This window comes from Duodenibacillus massiliensis, from assembly GCF_900128485.1.
In the GTDB taxonomy this organism is placed as follows: Bacteria; Pseudomonadota; Gammaproteobacteria; order Burkholderiales; family Burkholderiaceae_F; genus Duodenibacillus; species Duodenibacillus massiliensis.
Map to the genome: position 1 here is coordinate 147,005 of NZ_LT635860.1, position 19,295 is coordinate 166,299.

The 19,295-nt window shown below is 57.9% G+C and carries 13 protein-coding genes; 10 read left to right on the forward strand and 3 right to left on the reverse strand.

Features of this window, described 5'->3' with window-relative positions; translation table 11 throughout:
- Nucleotides 1–12 precede the first annotated feature (12 nt).
- The 8 genes from BQ7486_RS06250 to BQ7486_RS06285 all read left to right on the forward strand — a co-directional run bounded on the left by BQ7486_RS06250 (nt 13) and on the right by BQ7486_RS06285 (nt 13,679).
- Nucleotides 13–3,534: an exodeoxyribonuclease V subunit gamma gene (locus tag BQ7486_RS06250; RefSeq protein WP_074009377.1), complete on the forward strand. Its 3,522-nt coding sequence runs from the start codon at nt 13–15 to the stop codon at nt 3,532–3,534.
- On the forward strand, nt 3,524–6,931 hold the full coding sequence (locus BQ7486_RS06255) for a UvrD-helicase domain-containing protein (protein ID WP_074009378.1): 3,408 nt from the start codon (nt 3,524–3,526) through the stop codon (nt 6,929–6,931). Before BQ7486_RS06250 ends, BQ7486_RS06255 begins: the two co-directional genes overlap by 11 nt.
- On the forward strand, nt 6,928–8,796 hold the full coding sequence (gene recD / locus BQ7486_RS06260) for an exodeoxyribonuclease V subunit alpha (RefSeq protein WP_074009379.1): 1,869 nt from the start codon (nt 6,928–6,930) through the stop codon (nt 8,794–8,796). Before BQ7486_RS06255 ends, recD begins: the two co-directional genes overlap by 4 nt.
- A gap of 184 nt (nt 8,797–8,980) precedes the next feature.
- Nucleotides 8,981–10,045: an ABC transporter substrate-binding protein gene (locus BQ7486_RS06265; RefSeq protein ID WP_235836748.1), complete on the forward strand. Its 1,065-nt coding sequence runs from the start codon at nt 8,981–8,983 to the stop codon at nt 10,043–10,045.
- Between the two features lie 5 nt (nt 10,046–10,050).
- Entirely contained in the window at nt 10,051–10,902 is an 852-nt protein-coding gene (locus tag BQ7486_RS06270; protein WP_074009380.1) for an alkaline phosphatase family protein, read from the forward strand.
- A gap of 55 nt (nt 10,903–10,957) precedes the next feature.
- Complete coding sequence (locus tag BQ7486_RS06275; RefSeq protein ID WP_074009381.1) at nt 10,958–11,815, forward strand: ABC transporter permease; 858 nt, start codon at nt 10,958–10,960, stop codon at nt 11,813–11,815.
- On the forward strand, nt 11,805–12,623 hold the full coding sequence (locus tag BQ7486_RS06280; protein WP_074009382.1) for an ABC transporter permease: 819 nt from the start codon (nt 11,805–11,807) through the stop codon (nt 12,621–12,623). Before BQ7486_RS06275 ends, BQ7486_RS06280 begins: the two co-directional genes overlap by 11 nt.
- A gap of 9 nt (nt 12,624–12,632) precedes the next feature.
- Nucleotides 12,633–13,679 carry an ABC transporter ATP-binding protein gene (locus tag BQ7486_RS06285; protein WP_074009383.1) on the forward strand — a complete coding sequence of 349 codons (1,047 nt, stop codon included), beginning with the start codon at nt 12,633–12,635 and terminating at the stop codon, nt 13,677–13,679.
- Here BQ7486_RS06285 and BQ7486_RS06290 read toward each other — a convergent pair.
- From BQ7486_RS06290 to BQ7486_RS06300, 3 genes are read right to left on the reverse strand one after another with little or no spacing between them, the layout of a single operon-like run.
- On the reverse strand, nt 13,676–14,011 hold the full coding sequence (locus tag BQ7486_RS06290; protein WP_074009384.1) for a putative signal transducing protein: 336 nt from the start codon (nt 14,009–14,011) through the stop codon (nt 13,676–13,678). The two genes, BQ7486_RS06285 and BQ7486_RS06290, sit on opposite strands and share 4 nt — an antisense overlap.
- A complete protein-coding gene (gene rsgA, locus BQ7486_RS06295) occupies nt 14,001–14,906 on the reverse strand; it encodes a ribosome small subunit-dependent GTPase A (protein WP_074009385.1) in 906 nt (301 codons plus the stop codon). The genes BQ7486_RS06290 and rsgA overlap by 11 nt, the downstream gene beginning before the upstream one ends.
- On the reverse strand, nt 14,899–16,407 hold the full coding sequence (locus BQ7486_RS06300) for a M48 family metalloprotease (RefSeq protein ID WP_074009386.1): 1,509 nt from the start codon (nt 16,405–16,407) through the stop codon (nt 14,899–14,901). Before BQ7486_RS06300 ends, rsgA begins: the two co-directional genes overlap by 8 nt.
- A 94-nt stretch (nt 16,408–16,501) precedes the next feature.
- Between BQ7486_RS06300 and orn the strand changes: the two genes are divergently transcribed.
- Both orn and BQ7486_RS06310 read left to right on the forward strand, forming a co-directional pair.
- Nucleotides 16,502–17,068: an oligoribonuclease gene (gene orn / locus BQ7486_RS06305; protein WP_022373653.1), complete on the forward strand. Its 567-nt coding sequence runs from the start codon at nt 16,502–16,504 to the stop codon at nt 17,066–17,068.
- Between the two features lie 83 nt (nt 17,069–17,151).
- Nucleotides 17,152–19,125, forward strand: coding sequence for a DNA topoisomerase IV subunit B (locus BQ7486_RS06310; protein ID WP_074009387.1), 1,974 nt, complete (start codon nt 17,152–17,154; stop codon nt 19,123–19,125).
- Nucleotides 19,126–19,295: the final 170 nt, after the last annotated feature.

Genomic DNA, 19,295 nt, shown 5'->3' on the forward strand with positions numbered 1-19,295 from the left:
CTGGTCGCCGACATGCTTTATACCGTTTTCAGTAATTCTTTTGAGGTCCTCAGGGAAAGCCTGGCCGTGAACCTCGCGGCAGACAATAAAAAAGACACCGGATTTGTCTTTAAGGACACAACGGTCGTGGTCCCCTCGCAGGCCGCGGGCGACATGCTGCGGCGTTTTTTCGCCGATCGCACGGGCGTGTGCGCGGGGCTTTCCTTTAAAACGCTCGGCCAGTGGTTTATTAAGTTCGGCAGACCCTTGATCGGCCTCGGGGAAGCGGGAACGGAACTTGAGTTTCTGATCTGGGATATCTGTCATTCGGATCTCCCCGAAAGGCATCCGCGGCTTAAAAAATTTCTGGACGGCAAAACCCCGGCGGAGCGCTTTGAGTTTGCGATGCACTGCGCGGCCGTGTTTTCGCGCTATGCAACATACCGCCTTGACTGGGTATTGCGCTGGATGGGGAAACCACCCCGGGCGCATGCTGAAAATGATCCCCGCTATGCCGCGGAGGAAGCGGCTTTAAACCGGCATCCCGACTATGCCTGGCAGAAGGATATGTGGCGGGAGCTTGCGCGGCGCGTCACCGACATGCCCGAGGCCCGTGAGTTAAATGACCTTTTTGAGATAGAAGACCGCATGGTGCGCGCGTGGCACGAAAAGCGTGAGGAGCGCGTGCATATCTTCATGCCCTTTACGGTGCCGCCCCTCGTGCTGCCCCTTATTAAGCAGATGGCAGAAGACGCCGAAAGCGACATTTATCTCTACGTCTTAAATCCGTCGTCGGAATACTGGTATGAGGCACTGCCGCAGGCGGCCTTTGACTGGGATTACGGCTCAGAAGACAACGCGGTGTATCAGTACTTAAGGCGCAACGCCGCCTCAAGCCGCGCGATGATTGAGCGTGTCTGGACCTTTTTAAATCTGGAAGGGGGAACGGACTTTGTGGGGATGGAACCGGAAACCAAACCGGACGATCCGGTCGCGGTAACCCACACCAGGCACTTTTTTGATCCGGTCACGGAGCGCCTGCAGGACTTAAAGCTTGAGAGCCCCCAGGACGCGGACGCTTACTTTGTGGATCCCGGAAAAGACACCTTTTTAAAGGCACTGCAGCGCTCGGTCTTGACGCTTAAGACCGCGCAAGGGGAGATGCCCGATCCCGCGGATGGCTCGGTGATCGTGGGGCGGTCGCCGTCGCTCATTCGTGAGGTTGAGACTCTCGTTGACTGGCTGCAGTACATTTTCCGCACGCAAAAGGACGTAACACCCGCAGACGTTCTTGTCGTCACCCCGGACATTGAAGGGGCGGCAGGCGTGATTGAAGCCGTGATGAATGCGCAGCCCGAGAGCCGGAAAATTGCCTGGACGATAGCGGACGACCGGGTGAGCGACCGCGCGATGGCGCTTGAGACATGGAAGGCCTTGATCGAACTTCTCTTTTCCAGAGCGGATGCCTCAGACCTGGAAGCGTGGCTTGAGATGCCGCAGGCGCAGAAGCGCTGGCAGATGACCGCAGACGACCTCGCGCTCATTCACGCGTGGCTTGTGGCCGGGGGCTACCGCTTTGGGTTCTCTGAAGCACATATTGAGCGGTTGGTGTCTGAGGGTGAAGCCGATGCGGCGGACACAGACGGGTCGCTCACGCGGGCTCTGGAGCGCCTCACCGCGGGGCTTTTTTTCGGCGAAAGCCGGGAGCGCGTCTTCGGAGACGTGCGGCCCGCGCCGGGCGCGGAGCGCCGCTGGGAGTCGGTGCTCGAGAACGAAGAACTCTTTGCGCGGCTTACCGAAGTTGCTGCACTGCTTGAAACCAAACGCGCGGAACTCGCGGCAATGGGTGAGGCAGCCGACCCGGAGGTACTTAAGAATTTCTTTGTGTCGCTTACAACGGAACTCACGGACTTTACGGAAGACGAAGAAGCCGCCCAGGCGATCCGGGGAAGCCTTGAAACGGCCGCGCGGGCGCTTGAGGCAACCATGAAGGGGCGGCCGGTGAACCCCCGCGTGTTTGCCAAGGCCGCAACAACGCACGTGGCGGACGCGCTTTTTCACAGAACCGGTAACGGCCTTGCCTTTGCCGGCATGAAGGAATTCCGGGGGCTGCCTTATAAAGTCATTGCGGTCGTGGGGCTTAACCGTGACAGCGCTTTTCCGGGTACCAATACCGCTGAAGAGTTTGACCTCATGGCGCCCGGTACGAGCGCGGGTATGCGCGCGCGGCGCGGTGACCGCGACAGCCGCAGCGACAACCGCAATATTTTCCTCGACCTCTTTCTTGCGGCACGGCGCTTCTTTTACGTCTCCTACGCCGAGGGGTTTGAACGTACGCAGTTAAAGCCGCCCTCCGTGGTGCTGGAGGATTTCCTCAGGTTTGCGGCGGCCGCAAGCGGGATCAGGGATGTGGCCGGGCAGGTGACGGTGCCTGCGGCTTTAACGCCCACGGGGCGCGCGAACTTTGTAACGGGCAAACTTAAACGCTGGAAGACCGTGAATACGGCAGCGGGTGACGCCTTAAACGCTGCCTGCGCCGTGCATTTCCGGGGGGAGGTGCCCCGTTTTGCCGATGCCCGCTCGGTGCTTACTCCTGAGCAGAACACGGTGACCGTCAACGATATCGCGCAGTACTTCACCAAGCCCTCAGATTTTGTTTTAAGAAAGTTCGGGGTGGTGCTGCCTGATGCCGGTGAAGCCGAAACCGTGCCCTTAAGTCCTTCTGACGACGGGCTGGGGCGCTATCAGGCGTTAAACGCCGTGCGCGGGCCCATTGCTCAAGGCGTCTCGCCCGTGAGGCTCGCCGCAGCCGAGGCCCTTGATCCCTTAAACGGGGCGCCGGGCGTGCGGGAGTGGATCCGGCGCGGGATGATTGAGCAGACGGCCGCTTTTTACGCACAGATCCGGGATATGAGGATCGTGCAGGAATTCCCGGAAGAAACCGTGGAGATTCCGGCGGACTGGGGGCTGACGTATCTTAAAAAACTGGTCTTGCCGGCTCTCACGCTGTACGAAAACCCGGACGGAGGGGAACCCTTGGCGGTTCTTGTTGCTGTGAGCGGCTCTGAAGTCCGTCGTAAGCGTATCGAGTCGACGATGATGAATGCGTTCGGGCGGACTTTTTCGCTTCGGGTGATGTACGTGATGAAGGGTAATGCCCCGCATGACGCGATAGCGCCGGGTTACTTCGGGACGATTCCGGGGATGGAGACACCGGTTTGCGACACGATTGCGAGAAGTCTTTTATCCCTTTACGAGTGCCTCTTTACGTCGGTGACAGTCGTTGCCGACAACAATGAAAACGGTTTTTCCGGAGGCGATGCTATTTTGTGGCGTGGGTATGAAGGCAGTGAGAGGCTTGCTGCCGCCGAGCGCTTCAGTAAGCCCTTGGATTTTCTGTTTGCCCCGGATCTGTACGTTGGTAAAAAAGACAAGAAAAAGAGGAAGGGGGACATTCCTGTTCACGTAACAGCATTGAAAACCTACGCTGACGCGCTCGTTGCAGCGGTTAAAAATGAGGCTGGTGACGTAAGCGGAGAAAGCCATGGCAACTGAAACGATTTTTGACGCTGCGTCCACCGACCTCAGAGGGCGCCTTGTGATTGAGGCGAGTGCCGGTACCGGCAAAACCTGGTCGCTTTCGCGCATCGTGATGCGGCTCGTCGCAGAAGAAGGTTTCCCGATCGGGAGCATCCTTTTGGTGACCTTCACCAAGGCTGCCACCGAGGAACTGAAAAGCCGCGTGAAGGAACTGCTTGCCGAAGCCTCCGACGCGTTGTCGGGGCTTGAGGACTGGCCTGATAATGACGCTTCGGATCTTGCGCCCTTTATGAAACGCTGGAAAGCCGCGGGCCTCACGGTAAGTGACTGTGCCAAGCGCCTCACGGCCGCCGTGGACAATTTTGATGATGCATCGGTTTACACCATTCACGGTTTCTGCCGTGAGATGCTCGATAAATGCCTTTTCTCGCAGGGCGGTCAGTTTGACTGTGAGTTTGGGGCGGATGATGAACTGCGCGCACAGGTCGTCGATGAATTCATGCGCCGGGAACTCTTAAACCCGGATTTTGATCCGGCGTTTAAAACACGCATCCTTGAAAAGTCGGACTTTGACGCGGTTTTAAAGACCGTCGTCACGCTCTCGCGCCGGAGCAAGCGGACGCAGTGGGAGCTTCTGGATGCGGAACGCTCACAATGTTCGCCCGAAGAGGAGGCCCTTTTGCGGCGCTTTATCGACTGGGCGCCTGCGCGCCTGGCCGAACTCAAGCACCGCGCCGGTATCCGTACGTTTGACGACCTCTTGGTTGATATGGATTCAGCGCTCACGGATCCTGATTTTGCCCGGGCTGTACGAAGCCGCTTTAACGCCGTTTTAATTGACGAGTTTCAGGACACCGACCCCCTGCAGTACGCGGTCTTTAAAACACTTTTTATGAGTGGAACGGGCGACCCCGCATCACTCGTTTTTGTGGGAGACCCCAAGCAGAGTATTTATGCCTTCCGAAACGCTGATCTGCAGACTTACCAGCAGGCGGTAAAGGATATCGGACGGACGCTGAGGCTTGCCACCAACTTTCGTTCCTCTCAGGCGCTTGTCGCAGGCGTCAACGCCTTTTTCTCGGGCAATCAGTCTGACGGTGAGGACGACCGCCGCCGGACGTTTCTCACCGACACAATCGCCTACAGCCGCGTGGGAGCCGCAGGGCGCGCCGAGCCCCTTATGCGTGACGGAAAAGAAGTGCCCGTGTTTGAAGTCTGGATGATGGCTAAAGACAATGTGTACCCGGATACGGGGTCGGCTGACGGCGCGGAAGCCGCCTTTATCGCCGAAGACATTGCACGGCTTTTGGACGGCAAAACGACACTCAAGGGTAAATCCTTAAAGCCCCGCGATATTGCGCTTTTGGTGTCAAAAAAGACGGACGCCGACGCAACGGTGGCAGCGCTTGCGGCGCGCGGCATCCGCGTGCTTAAAACAGGCGAGGACACGGACGTCTTTCAGACCGAAGCCGCAAGCGAAGTTCTCTCGGTGTTAAAGGCCCTTGAAATGCCGCAGAACCGTGCGCTTTTTGCGGCGGCTCAGGCAACGAAACTTTTCGGACGCACGCTCAAGGTGATCCGGGCGGGCTTTGACGAGCGCATCGCCGACACGCTTTTAATGAAAACCATGACGGAGCGCTGGGAGAAGGGGGCGCTTGCCGCGGCCTTTGCGCACCTTTTTACTGAGCGAAATGTTGAAAACCGCCTCCTGCCGCAGGCGGGGGGTGAACGTTATCTCTCGGACGCCCGTCAGGTGGTGGAGCTGCTTCACAAAGAATCCCGCCGCTACCGAACGCTCTCGGGGCTCGTAAGGCGCTTTGAAACGCTCAAAAGCCGCACGATGAGCGAAGACAATACGGACCGTAAGTGCCGTGTTGAGAGCGACGAGGATCTCGTCATCGTGCAGACGATTCACTCGAGTAAAGGGCTTGAGTATCCTGTTGTTTATCTCCCCGGCGCGGCGAAGATGCAGATCTCGTCGAGCGGCAACACCGACGGCTACGCCGTTTTCCGCGTAAGAGGCCCTTCAGGGAGCGTGCGGCTTTTTTCGCCCTGCCGCGTAAGCCGCACCACTGTGAAAGAGTGCTTTGCTGATGAGCAGGAGGAAGGCGTCAGAAAGGCTTATGTGGCTTTGACCCGCGCTTCAAGCCGCGTGGTACTGCCGCAAATTTACTGCCAAAGCAAGGGAAAAATTAACCATTACCGTACCAACAACCTCTATTTGCGGGCTCTGGCAGGTCTTACGCGTTGTCCTGAAGAGGCCACGAAGGGTGCCTTTAATGAAAAGGCCTGCGATCTGCTTGCAGAACTTCAGCATCGTTTTGAAGACGAAGCCGGGACCTTGTGCCGGGTCGTCACCAAAACGAAGGGCGAAGCGGAAAACCTGACCCTGCCGGCAGAAATCACAAAAGAAGCGGCCGGCGTGATGGAGGCGGATAAGTCAGCTGCCTATCCTCTCACAAGTCGGGTTTCAAGTTTTACTTCCATCGTAAGAAGAAGCCTCACGCCCGCACGCATGCCCGTATTGGCCTGCGAAGAAACCCCGGTTTTTGATGCCGCTGACGACGTGATTGACTTTGATGCCGACACGCAAGAAGCGCCCCAGGCGGGTCTTGCCTTATTTAACGCCTGCACGATGAGGGGACCCGATGTCGGCACGTTTCTGCACGAAATCATGCAGCGCGCGGACTTCACGGACGACACGGGCCGCGCGCGTCTGATTGACGCGATGATCCGCAAGTACGCCTATCTTTTCCCGGACGAAAACCGCGAAGAAGCCCAGACGCAGTGGGCGGCCTACATTGAAAGGATGATGAAAGCGGTGCTCTCAGCGCATCTGACGGATGGTGATGCGCCTTTAAAGCTTTCTGATGTGCCTTTTGCGGCCCGTTACTCCGAGTGGCCCTTCACGATGAGCGTTGCCCGGGGCGCCGGGGGGAAGAAGGCTCCGAGGGCAAAGACTCTTGCGGCGCTTTTAAAAGCGTTCGGGCCCGAGTACGCGATTGATGAGCTCGACGATACGGCGCTCACCGGTTACCTCACCGGTACCGCCGACCTCGTTTTTAAGGCGCAGGGCAAATACTGGCTCGTTGACTGGAAGAGTAATTTCATCGGGTCGGGCACGCCCGCAGACTACACGGAAAAAGCCGTTCACGACGAAATGCGGCGGCATAACTACAGACTGCAGTACCTGATTTACCTCACCGCCATGAAGCGCTTCCTGGAAGTCAAAACGGGTGTTGCCGACGGCTGCGATCTGATCGGCGGCGTTTTTTACGTCTTTTTGCGCGGCGCGGGCGAGGGCTCTCCCACGCAGGGAATTTTCCGCGACAGGCCGCCCGCGGAATTGATCCGCGCGCTCGATACATTTTTTAAAACGGGTGAGCGTCCCGTGAAGGAGGCCCGCAAATGACGGACGTGACGGTTGAAGCGGCCTGGAAGGCCTACGGCGAACGGCTGCTGGCGGTTGCGGAGCGCTCCAAAAGGACGCTTGCTGAGACGGACTGCACGGCATTTGCCGCTGTGATTGAAGCGCTCGCGGCTGCGGACGCGCAAAAAAGCAGTTGCGCGGAGCTTCCTTCGTCGGTGACTTCAGAGATGCTTGACGCCTGGGAGGCCGCAGGGCTCCTCGTTTCCTACACGGGCGCCGAGGATCCCCTGAAACTTGCGGACGCGCCGCTTGTTGCGGACACCGTGCGCGGGGGCTTTGTTTATCAGTTAAGGCGCTTTGAGGAAGAAGCCGAACTCGGGCGGCTGCTCGCGCGGGCCGCGCAGTACGTGACGCCTGAAGCCAAACTCGCGCCGGCACTCAAAACAGCGTTTCAGGCAACGGACACGTCGCTCTGGCAAAAACACAACGCCTGCGCAACGGCTGAGCGCACGGCTCTTTGGCGCGAAGGCGCGGGACACCAGTATGAGGCCGTGGAAAATGCTCTGAAGCGGCGCCTTTCCGTCATCACCGGGGGACCGGGCACGGGGAAAACCTCAACGGTGGTGCGTCTTTTAACCGCGCTTCTGGCACGAAACGGAGCGCTTACGGTGGCGCTCGTCGCACCCACGGGTAAGGCCGCAGGGCGCCTTAAGGAGTCGCTGCAGAAGGAATGCCTGCGTGAGCCCGGGCTCTATGCCCTCGTGGATAAGGGCGTAAAGGAAAAGCGCATCACGGCGCAGACCATTCATCGGCTCTTGAGCACCCCCAACACCTCGGGCGTGCGGCCCGGCCCTCAGGCCCCCGTGGAAGCCGATGTCCTCATTGCTGACGAAGCCTCCATGATTGATGTATCGCTTGCCTTAAAACTCATGCGGTCCGTGGATCCTGCAAAGACGCGGCTGATTTTCTTAGGCGACAAATACCAGTTGGCAGCCGTTGGTCCGGGCTCGGTCTTTGCCGATATGACGGCTTCGGGTGGAGCGCTTTCTGAGGCCGTGACAGAACTTACCTACAGTTTCCGCTTTGGCGCGGACTCTCCGGTGGGAAGCCTTTCGCGGGCGGTGAATGCCGGGGATGAAGCAACCGTACGCACGCTTCTTGCGCACGATAAAAAGTTTGACGCTTCTTACACGGACGATCAGAACGAAGAAATTTCGCTCTCGTTGCCTAAGCGATTTAAGTTCGGGGTGAATGAGGACTTGAGACAGTGGATACGGCTTGAAATGAAGCCCTATCTGGAGCTCGTTAAAAAACGCACGAAAAAAATTGCCAGGAGGGAAGAATCCGACAAACTCAATGATGAAATGCTTGCGGCCTTTAACGCGTTTCGTGTTTTGTGTGCCCAGCGCCGGGGCCCGGACAGCGTGAGTGCCGTAAACCGCCTTGTTGAGGAGCATGTCAGAAACACGGCGGGGGCAGAAACGGACGCCGTCTTTTACCCTGGGCGCGTCATCATCGTGCGCGTGAACGATCAGCAGACGGAGCTTTACAACGGTGACGTCGGCATTGTCGTGCCGAACCCGCAAGACTGTACGGACGGGACCTTCTGGGTGTATTTCGGTGAGGGTAAGTACGTGCCTGCGGCGCTTTTACCGGGGCACGAAACAGCCTATGCGCTCACAATCCATCAGTCCCAGGGCTCGCAGTTTGAGCGTGTGGCGGTGGTGCTTCCGGTTTCAGGGGACTCTGAACTCATCACCCGTGAGCTTGTCTACACGGGGATTACCCGTGCCGTGAAAAAGGCGGCGGTCTTTGCCAATATTGAGGTACTCAAAAAAGCGGTCGCTTCGCCCGTGCGGCGCATGAGCGGGCTGGGAGCGCGGCTTAAAGAGGCGACGCTACCGTAATTTGTCATCGGTGTGTCATCGACGCAGCGCAAAATCGCGGTAATTAAGGAGAGCGCCGGTGCGCGGAAATACAGACTTTTGCGCATTTTCGATAAACTGCGTTTTATCCGGCCGTCCGGAAGGAGACTTCCGGGCGGTGCCGAGGCCGGCTCACAGCCGGCCCAACCAACCTAGGAGCTGCGAATTGAATACGATTTCCAAGTACGCTGTTGCCGCGTGTGCCGTTGCCGCCACGGGACTTTCTGCCGCCGTCTGGGCCGCTGACGCCAATGTTGATGCGCTTTTAAAGGCCGCGCAGAAAGAAGGTCAGGTAAATTCCGTCGGTATGCCCGACACCTGGGCCAACTGGGTCGGTACCTGGAAGGATCTGCAGAAACTCGGCATCAAGACCCAGGACTCGGATATGAGTTCGGCCGAGCAGATCTCCAAAATCATGGCCGAAGGTGAAAACGCCACGGCGGACATCGGTGACGTCGGTTTTGAATTCGGTGAGTTCTCCCGCAAAAAGGGTATCACGATGCCCTACAAGCCCTCGACTTGGGATCAGATTCCCGCCTGGGCCAAGGATAAGGACGGTCACTGGTGTCTCGGCTACACCGGTACCGTGGCCTTCATCATCAATAAGGAACTCGTCAAAAATCCCCCGAAGAGCTGGAATGATCTTCTGACCGGCACCTACCGTGTGTCCGTGGGCGCTGTGGGGTCGGCTGCGCAGGCCAATTACGCGGTGCTCGCTGCAGCAATCGCCATGGGCGGCAACGAAAAGAATCTGAACCCTGCCTATGAGTTCTTTGCGAAGATCGCCAAGCAAGGCCGTCTCTCGATGGTTGACCCGGTGGTCGCCAACCTCGAAAAGGGTGAAGTCGAAGTCGGTATGCTCTGGGACTTTAATGCTCTGAACTACCGCGATCAGATCGACCGCAACCGCTTTGAGGTGTTGATCCCCGCCGAAGGGTCGGTCACGAGCGGCTACACGACGATTTTGAATAAGTGGGCCAAGCACCCCAATGCCGCTAAGTACGCCCGCGAGTTCATTTTGTCGGATCGGGGCCAGATTAATCTTGCCAACGGCTACGCCCGCCCGATCCGCGCGGCCTACGTGAAGATGCCTGCGGAAACGGCCGCGAAGATGCTGCCGGAATCGCAGTACGCCAAGGCCCGTCCGATCTCTGACTTTGACGCCTGGGCAAAGACGAGCAGCCGCATTTCGCGTCACTGGCAGAGCAAAGTCTCGATCTACATGAAGTAAGACGCATGGCTTTTTCGTCCAAACTCATCGTGGTTTTGGTCGACGGCCTGAAGGAATCCACAGCCCGCAAGTGCTGTGGATTTCTTATGGGGCTTGTTGAAGAAAAGAGGGGAACACTTTTTTCCGTCGTCTCAGAACTGCCGAGCCTCTCAAGGCCCCTCTATGAAACGCTTTTCACCGGGCGCGTCCCGGTCATGGGCGGCTTTGTCACAAACAGCAGCCAAAGAAAAGCCGGAGCCGCATCTGTCTTCGATCTTGCGAAGGCCGCGGGTGGCGTCACGGCGCTCGCCGGTTACGGCTGGATGTGTGAACTTTTTGCTCATACTCCCTACTGTGCCGCCAAACATAAGCACCTTGCCCCCGGCAACGGTTCCGCGGTGGACGCCGGGTGGTTTTATACGCGCGACGATTTGCCCGACACCGAGCTTTTTGCCGAGGGAGACTGGTTGATTGCCAATTACAGTCCGGACTTCTGCGTGATTCATCCGATGGGTGTTGACGAAGCAGGGCACGTTTCGGACATGGGCGGGGCAGACGCCGACTACGACCGAGCCGCACGCAACGTTGACTGGCTTCTTGCGGAAAGGATCCCCGCTTGGCTTGCGGCCGGTTACCGCGTCATCGTGACGGCGGATCATGGGATGGGTGAAGACCGCTCTCACGGCGGAACGGACGCCGCTGAACGGCGCGTGCCCTGTTTTTGTTTCGGGGAGGGGATGAACGGACTTGCCGTTACCGAAGAACCCGTAAAGCAGCGGTACCTCGCGGCCTTTTTCGCGCGCACCCTGGGGCTTACGCCCGCGTTGACCATGGCCGACGGTGCAGAGCGCATTAAGTTTGCGCCCGTGTGCGGTTAAAATCCCCATGAACCGACACAAGAAACAACGGACAGACAAAGGAGCCGATAAGTAAATGCATTCCACGCAGGCACAAAACCAAGGCGGCCTTGTACGGCACGGCCTGCTCGTTCTGCCTTTTGCCGTTGTGTTTTTATTGTTCCAGATCCTTCCGATGATCTGGGTCATCATCAATTCCCTTTACGTTGAGGAAGAGGAAGTCTGGGGGTTCGGCAACTACCTCGAGATTTTTGCCGATCCCTTCTTCATGCAGTCCTTTTCGAACTCCCTGTGGCTGTCGTTCTGGAGTTCTCTGGTGGGCCTCGTGATCGCATCCTTTGCCGCGGCAAGCCTCAATAAGGTGCCCGGGCGCGTCAGAGACTGGATGGTGAGTTTCACCAACATGACGAGTAACTTCTCGGGCGTGCCGCTTGCGTTTGCCTTCATCATCATCCTGGGCTTTAACGGCGCGATTACGCTGCTATTAAAGGACCTCGGGCTCATTGAAAAATTTAATGTCTACGGCATCGAAGGCCTTTTTCTCATCTACACGTACTTTCAGATTCCCCTGGGGATCCTTCTTCTTTTTCCGGCCTTTACAGCGCTTAAGCCCGAATGGGAAGAGGCCGCTCGCACGATGGGCGCCTCGCGCTTTGACTACTGGCGGCGTGTGGCTGTGCCGGTTTTGGCGCCCGCACTTCTCGGCACCTTTACGATTCAGTACGCCAACGCCATGGGAGCGTACGCAAGCGCCTATGCGCTCACGGTCGGTAACTACAACCTTGTGACGATCCGCATCGGGCAGCTGGTGGTGGGGGATATTTTCTTTCAGCCCAATCTTGCAGCAGCCCTTTCCGTGCTTCTCATTGTGATTCTTGCGTTTGTCGTTGCCGTCTACCGGTGGCTTTTGAGGAGGTCTTACCATGTCGCGTAACGCTGCGGGGCTGATGACCTACCATAAGGCGGTGATCGGGGTTGTGGCCTTTATTCTGGCGCTTCCGATTGTGGCGACCGTTTTATATGCCTTTTCCTCGTCCTGGGGCGCAACGATTCTCCCGGACGGCCTGACCTTCAGGTGGTTTGCGCAACTTCTGACCGACCCCCGGTTTCTTGCAGCGTTGGGAAGAAGCCTTCTCATTTGCTTTGCAACGCTCATCGTCTCGACGTTACTCGTGCTGCCGATGATCTTTGCGGTCTTTTATTACTTCCCGAAACTTAAGGGCATCATGGAAGTGCTCATCATCCTTCCGTTTGCCGTGCCCCCGGTGGTCTCGAGCGTCGGGCTTCTTCAGATGTTTGCCGGTGACCCCCTTCCGATCGTGGGTACGCCTTGGATTCTGATCGGAACGTACTTTACGATTACGGTGCCCTTTATGTACCGGGCGCTTGCAAACGGTCTTGCGGGCATCAACCTGAGGGACTTGATCGATGCCGCGCACCTTTTGGGCGTGGGAACGTTTTCCGCGTTTATGCGCATTATTCTGCCGAACCTGAACCGCGCGCTGTTGGCGTCGCTTTTCATCAGCTTTTCATTTCTGATGGGCGAATTCGTTTTTGCCAACATGCTCGTCGGAACGCGCTATGAAACGCTGCAGGTTTACCTTTACACCAAACGCATGACAAGCGGGCACTTGAATGCCGCGATTGTGAGCACGTACTTCTTCCTGACGCTCATCATGACATGGGCTGCGATGCGCTTTTCCAGAAGCCGCCGTGAGGAAGCCGTGGCCGAAGAAGAATAGGAAAACACGATGTCAGAAACTGAATCTTTTGTCCGGGTTGAAAAACTTGCCAAGCACTTTGGTGCCACACGGGTTTTTGATGACCTGAGTTTCGGCATTGACCGCGGGGAGTTCATCACGCTTCTGGGGCCCTCGGGCTGCGGGAAGTCAACGCTTCTGCGGTGCCTCGCGGGCCTTGAAACGCCGGACGCCGGGACGATTTATGTCGGCGGTGCCGACATCACCAACGTCAAGGCCCAGAAGCGCGGCATCGGCATGGTGTTTCAGAGCTATGCGCTTTTTCCCAACATGACGGCCGCGGAAAACATCGCTTTCGGCCTCAAAATGAACGGGGTGCCGGCCGCGGAAACCGCGAAAAAGGTCAGTGACGCCGTCGCTTTGGTGGAATTGACGGGGAACGAAAAGAAGTACCCCCATCAGCTCTCGGGCGGCCAAAAGCAGCGCGTGGCCCTGGCGCGCGCCCTCGTGACCGAACCCCGGATTCTCCTGCTTGATGAACCGCTCTCTGCTTTGGACGCCCGCATCCGCCGCAACCTCAGGGAGCAGATCCGCTCGATTCAGAAGGACCTGCATCTGACCACCGTCTTTGTGACGCACGATCAGGAAGAGGCGATGACGGTAAGCGACCGGATTTTCCTTATGAACCGCGGCGCGATTGTGCAGCAGGGAACTCCTGAAGAGGTGTACCTCAATCCCGCTGACGAATTTGCCGCGCGCTTTATCGGGTCCTACAACCTTCTTACCAAGGCCGAAGCCAAAGTGCTTTTGGAGTTTGACTCGCCCGAGGACTTGGTGGCCGTGCGCCCGGAATCGGTGTTTGTGCGGGAAGAGGGCGGCAAGTACCCCGAGACTTGCTCAGAACCCGTGGACGGGCGCGTGGTGAGCCATCAGCTCTTGGGTAACGTCATCCGCTACCGCATTGCCGCGGCTGACACGGTTTTAACCGTTGATGTGATGAACCGGTCAAGCTCCAGGCTTTATGCGCCGGAAAGCGCGGTGAAACTCCTTTTTAACCTCGCGGAACTGAGGCCTCTTGCGGCACAGACGCAGCATTAGGGCTTTGCGGGCTTCACGGTTGCGCACTTCCAGCACTGACCGAACTGCGCTTCAATGGTTTCGCCGCAGTTCGGGCACACCCAGGCGGGGGCCTCGGCGTTTTCGGCAATTTCTTTGAGAATTGCCCGGGCGCGCGCCATGTCGCGCGCGTCGGTAAGCCAGATTTCCGGCGCGCAGATATCAGGCGGCAGTTCGCCCGCCGCCGACCAGAGAAGCGTGTTTCTCACCTCGCAGTCAATGCCGCTTGCCTTAAGCGTTCCTGCGGCAATGTCAGCTGTGACCGGATCGGGCCAGGTACCGAGTTTTCGCGTCGTGTCCTTCTTAGAAAACATCGTCTTTGGCTTCCTCGGTGACGGCACGGAAAAAGGCGTAGCGCTCGGGACTCACTTTCCCGGCCTCAGCCGCCGCACGCACCGAGCAGCCCGGTTCATGGGTGTGGGTGCAGTTGTAAAAGCGGCAGCCCTGGGCGTATTGCGCAATATCGGGCATGGCTTCGAGAATATTGCGCCGCGTGATGTGCGCGAGGCCGAACTCCTGAAAGCCCGGGGAGTCAATAAGCGACGCTTTGCTGCCGGCAAACTGCGTGCGGTATAGGCGCGTAGCCGTCGTGGTTTGTTTTCCGAGGTCAAGGGCCTCGGAAAACTCGCGGGTTTTCGCCTGCGCTTCAGGGCAGAGGACGTTAATGAGCGTGCTTTTGCCCATCCCCGACTGACCGATTAAAAGGGTGGTTTTGTTTTCTAAAAGCGGCGTGAGTTTGGTGAGCACGTCGTCCGCATCGTAAGCGGAAAGCGTGAGGTACGGGCAGCCCGCCGCGGGAAGCGACGCCGCAAAGGCGTCACAGGCTTCGCGCCCCTCCGTGAGATCGGCCTTATTGCGGATCGCGACAACGTCGATCCCGGCGGTTTTGGCGGCAACTACTGCTTTCCACACAAACCACGGGTTAAACGTGGGGCGGGAGGCAAAGACGACGGCAACGAGGTCGACGTTCGCGGCCAATTCTTTCACGCGCCACTCATCGCTTCGGAAAAGAAGGGTTTTACGGGGGAGGACCGCTTCCACCGCCACGGTCTCAGAATCGGCCTGACGGCACTCGACGTAGTCTCCGACCGTCACGTCGTTTTTTTTACCGCGCCGGCGGGCTTCAAAAAGATGCCCCGCGTCATCTTCCACGTAGTGATGCCGGCCATGTCCGGCCGTGACGCGCGCTTTAAAAAGAGAATCAGTCATAAGGAGGCCTTTCGCGCTGGGCGGTGCCGGTTACGGGCGCAAGACACAGGCGCCTTGCGGCAAGGGCCTGTCTTTCAAGAAGCGCTTCTTTGCGCAGAAGGAGTTTTTGCGCGAGGAGCCTTGCGCGGGCGCGGCGTCTTGCTTCAAGCACGGTGCTGAAGCGGTCGGCAAGGTCGCCTTCAACGGCCCGGTGGGAATTGGTGAGGTCGTTATGAATGCGGATGTCGGCCAAAATCGCGTGCTCGATGCGCTGCGTCACGTGCGGATGGCGGTGGTTGGCAAGCGAAAACAAAAGGCTCGGCGTAAGCGTGTTGCGGTAGTCCTCGTGCATCTTCACCAAAGACCGGATGACGGGCTTAACACCCGTCTTATCCACGCCGTAGGCGTCGGCCTCAAAGTCCATGAGGCGCGTAAAGCCGTGGATGAGAAAGACAAAGGGGTAAAGAACAATGGGGACGACCGTGAGCGCAATAACGATTAAAAGCCCGGGGTTCACAGCCCCCTTAACGAGCGCGAGGGTCGGCTCAATATTTAACGCCTCATAAAAGGAGGGCGTGAGGGCCGCAAGCGAAAAAAGGTACCAGAAGGCAGTCGAGAGCCCGGCAAAAAAGACAAAAAGCGCGGTGTTGTGCCAGCGGCCCGAGCGCCCTGCGGCGCACGCGACAACGGCCGTGATCTCTTCCGGGGTGAGTTTTTCGAGGCTGCGGCTGAAAACCACAAGACGCGCGCGGCCCCAGGGGCGGCGAAACACAAAGGCGCTGCCGATTAAGCGGTCGCGGGGCCGCTCACCCACAAGGATTTCGGCGCCCGCAAGGCCCACTTCCGGCAGAAACGCTTCAATTCTTGAGCGCATGGGGCCAAACGGCATCTCGCGCACGCCGCCGTTAAAGGCAGCGGTAAGGGGCGGCTTAATAAAGATGCGCCAGGCAAACCACGCGACCGTCACCACGGCCGCGGCAAGCCACCAGGCATAAGAAAGCGCGTTTAAAAACGCAAGAACAATGAAAATAAGCGGCACTTCAACGGCCAAGCCCGTCGCAATGTCGGTGATGAGGCGCTTAAACCAGAGGCCCCGCTCCGTTTTTTCGTACCCGTAGCGCTCGTTGATGCGGAATTGTTTCCACCAGGCAACCGGAATGTCGATGACGGTGAGAATGAGAGACACCGTAAAGACGATGAAAAACTGGGAGATGATCCCGGTTCCCCAAAGCGCACTGAAACCGGCCGTGATGAGGTTAAAGCCGTTACCGAAGGTGAGCGTGAGGCACACGAGCGCCCCCAGAATGGCATTTACGAGATCGGCCTGCACGATTTCGCCCGTGTAGTCTGCGGCCTTACGGTGCACCCTGAGGTCCACGGCGCTGCGGAAGGCCGGCGGAAGCCCTACCGCAGCGTGCTCGGCGGCTTTGACCTGCAAAATGGCAAGCGCCGTCTGCATGCACACGTAAAACGCGGCTGCCGCGACAAAAAGGGTGTTAAGCAGTGCTGCGGTATCGGACATAAATCGGGTTAGAGTACAATCGGCTTAACCTTTAAGCTTAGCCGCTTCAGCCCGGTTTGTGTGAGCTCGGGCGGCGTGAACCGGAATATTTTAAATGACCAACATTTTGCGCGATCCGTCTTTCAGCGACTCCAACCTCATCTGGATCGATATGGAAATGACGGGGCTGCAGCCGGAGGTGAACCGCGTGATTGAAATCGCGGCGATCATCACCGACGCTCAGTTAAATATCCTGCATGAGGGCCCGGTGATTGCCGTGCATCAGAGCCCCTGCGTGATGAGCCACATGGACAGCTGGAACACGCAGACGCACACGAAGTCAGGGCTCGTGGATCGGGTCCTGGCAAGTACCGTGGACGAAGAGGAGGCGACCGACATGTGCCTGGAAGTCTTCCGTCGCTTTGTGGGCCCTCAGAAGTCGCCTTTGTGCGGCAACACCGTGGGGCAAGACCGGCGCTTCATGGCGCGCTGGATGCCGAGGCTTGAAAGCTTTTTCCACTACCGCACGATTGACGTCTCAAGCATCAAAGAGTTGGCCAGGCGCTGGAAGCCCGAGGCGGTGACATCCTTTCAGAAATCCACGCGCCACGAGGCTTTAAGCGACATTCAGGAAAGTATTGATGAACTGAAGCATTACCGTAAGACCGTTCTCAATATGTAGGAATCCGATTGACCGGGTTTGGTGCAGGCGGCGTCAGCTAAAATGACGCCGCTTTGATTTTTACCGTTTTTTCGTTTGTTTTTATGGCAGTCCGCAAGCGCAGTTCCGAATACAACGACTCTTCCATCCGTGTCTTAAAGGGGCTTGAACCCGTCCGGCAGAGGCCTGGTATGTACACCCTCACCGATAACCCCCTGCACATCATTCAGGAAGTGCTCGATAACGCAAGCGACGAAATCCTTGCGGGCTACGGAACGAAGATCACCCTTACGCGTCACACGGACGGCTCGATCACGGTTGAAGACGACGGACGCGGTATTCCCACCGGCATTCACCCCACCGAAGGGGTGCCCACGGTGGAACTTGTGTTTACGCAGCTGCATGCGGGCGGTAAGTTCGATAAGACGGCAGGCGGCGCCTACACCTTCTCCGGGGGCCTTCACGGTGTGGGTGTGTCGGTCACAAACGCCCTGAGCCTCAGGATGGACGTCACCGTCTGGCGTGACGGGCAGGAATTTGACATCGGCTTTGAGGGCGGAAACGTTGTGCGGCCGCTGACAAGCAAAAAAAGCCCGCGCCCCAAAAGCGCCACCGGCACGCGCGTCACGTGCCTTCCCGATCCCAAGTACTTTGACAGCGCAGAAATCCCTGAAGCGTCGCTCGTGCGGCTTTTAAAAAGTAAAGCCGTGCTTCTGCCCGGGGCGTCCGTTACCTACATTAACGAAGTGAAGGGGACGCAGCAGCACTGGAAGTACGAAGGGGGCCTTAAAGAGTATCTTCTCGCCGAAGTCACCGACCCCTTGACGGTCCCCGCTTTTGAAGCCGAAGGCTGGGCTGATGAAACGACGGAAGGCTTTGCCGCAGGCGAAGGCGCCGCTTGGGTTGTGGTCTGGACCGAGGACGGGCTTTTAACGCGCGAAAGTTTCGTAAACCTCATTCCGACGCCTGCGGGCGGCACGCATGAAGCGGGACTCAGAGACGGCCTTTACGGCGCCATGAAGGCCTTTATGGAAGCCCACGGCCTGATGACCAAGGGCGTGAAGCTTCTCGCGGAAGACGTTTTTGCACGCGCGAGTTTCGTCCTTTCCTGCAAGGCCCTCGATCCCCAGTTTCAGGGGCAGACCAAGGAAAAGCTCACAAGCCGCGATGCCCTGCGGCTTGTCGCGGGTTTTGTGCGCCCGCAGTTTGAGTTTTGGCTGAACGACCATATTGAAGAGGGTAAGAAACTCGCCGAGCTTGTGATCCGCCAGGCCCAAAAGCGCCAGCGGCAGGCGCAGAAGGTGGAAAAGAAAAAGGGCTCGGCCGTTGCGGTGCTCCCCGGTAAACTCACCGACTGCGAAACCGACGACATCACCCGCAACGAACTCTTTCTCGTGGAAGGTGACAGTGCAGGCGGCACCGCGAAGCAAGGCCGTGACAAGGAATGCCAGGCGATTCTGCCCCTGCGCGGCAAGGTACTGAACACCTGGGAAGTGGACAGCGATCGCATTTTTGCCTCCCAGATCATCCACGACATCGCGGTGGCGGTGGGGGTGGATCCCCATAAGCCCGGGGAAGACGCAGATTTAAAGGGCCTCAGATACGGCAAGATCTGCATTCTCGCGGACGCTGACGTGGACGGTAGCCACATTCAGGTGCTCCTTCTCACGCTTTTTTACCGGCATTTCCCGACGCTTGTGGAAAAAGGCCACGTCTACATCGTGCAGCCGCCGCTTTTCCGCGTGGATGTCCCCAAACTCAGAAATAAGCCCGCCAAGAACATTTACTGCCTTGACGACAAGGAACTCGCCAGAACCCTTGCCAAACTCAAAAAAGACGGTTTTGCCGAAGATAAGCTCGTTGTCTCCCGCTTTAAGGGCCTGGGCGAAATGATGTCGGAACAGCTGCACGAAACGGCTTTTGCGCCGGACACCCGCAGACTGCTTCCCGTTACGATGGGAGACGTCAACAAGGCGGAAACCGATGCCGTCATGGGGTTGCTCATGGCCAAGGGCGAAGCCGCGGGGCGACGCAGCTGGATGGAACTGCACGGCGACGATGTGGAAGTTGACGTGTAGGCTTTTCTGTCAGAAAAGAGCCGGTGTCCGCCTAAAGTGCGTCACCGGCTTTTTTGTGCTCTTTGATTTTTGTCAGGCCCGCTTAACGATTTTTGCCTTTCAGTTCGATTGTATCTCTTTGTAAACCGCGACTCTGTCGGTAGACTGCGGACGAAATCCGAAAAAGAAGA

Excerpts from the sequence above, each read along its gene's own strand:
- BQ7486_RS06250 (WP_074009377.1), top strand. The coding sequence starts at position 13 with ATGCTTTATACCGTTTTCAGTAATTCTTTTGAGGTCCTCAGGGAAAGC.
- BQ7486_RS06255 (WP_074009378.1), top strand. The coding sequence starts at position 3,524 with ATGGCAACTGAAACGATTTTTGACGCTGCGTCCACCGACCTCAGAGGG.
- recD (WP_074009379.1), top strand. The coding sequence starts at position 6,928 with ATGACGGACGTGACGGTTGAAGCGGCCTGGAAGGCCTACGGCGAACGG.
- BQ7486_RS06270 (WP_074009380.1), top strand. The coding sequence starts at position 10,051 with ATGGCTTTTTCGTCCAAACTCATCGTGGTTTTGGTCGACGGCCTGAAG.
- BQ7486_RS06275 (WP_074009381.1), top strand. The coding sequence starts at position 10,958 with ATGCATTCCACGCAGGCACAAAACCAAGGCGGCCTTGTACGGCACGGC.
- BQ7486_RS06280 (WP_074009382.1), top strand. The coding sequence starts at position 11,805 with ATGTCGCGTAACGCTGCGGGGCTGATGACCTACCATAAGGCGGTGATC.
- BQ7486_RS06285 (WP_074009383.1), top strand. The coding sequence starts at position 12,633 with ATGTCAGAAACTGAATCTTTTGTCCGGGTTGAAAAACTTGCCAAGCAC.
- BQ7486_RS06290 (WP_074009384.1), bottom strand. The coding sequence starts at position 14,011 with ATGTTTTCTAAGAAGGACACGACGCGAAAACTCGGTACCTGGCCCGAT.
- rsgA (WP_074009385.1), bottom strand. The coding sequence starts at position 14,906 with ATGACTGATTCTCTTTTTAAAGCGCGCGTCACGGCCGGACATGGCCGG.
- BQ7486_RS06300 (WP_074009386.1), bottom strand. The coding sequence starts at position 16,407 with ATGTCCGATACCGCAGCACTGCTTAACACCCTTTTTGTCGCGGCAGCC.
- orn (WP_022373653.1), top strand. The coding sequence starts at position 16,502 with ATGACCAACATTTTGCGCGATCCGTCTTTCAGCGACTCCAACCTCATC.
- BQ7486_RS06310 (WP_074009387.1), top strand. The coding sequence starts at position 17,152 with ATGGCAGTCCGCAAGCGCAGTTCCGAATACAACGACTCTTCCATCCGT.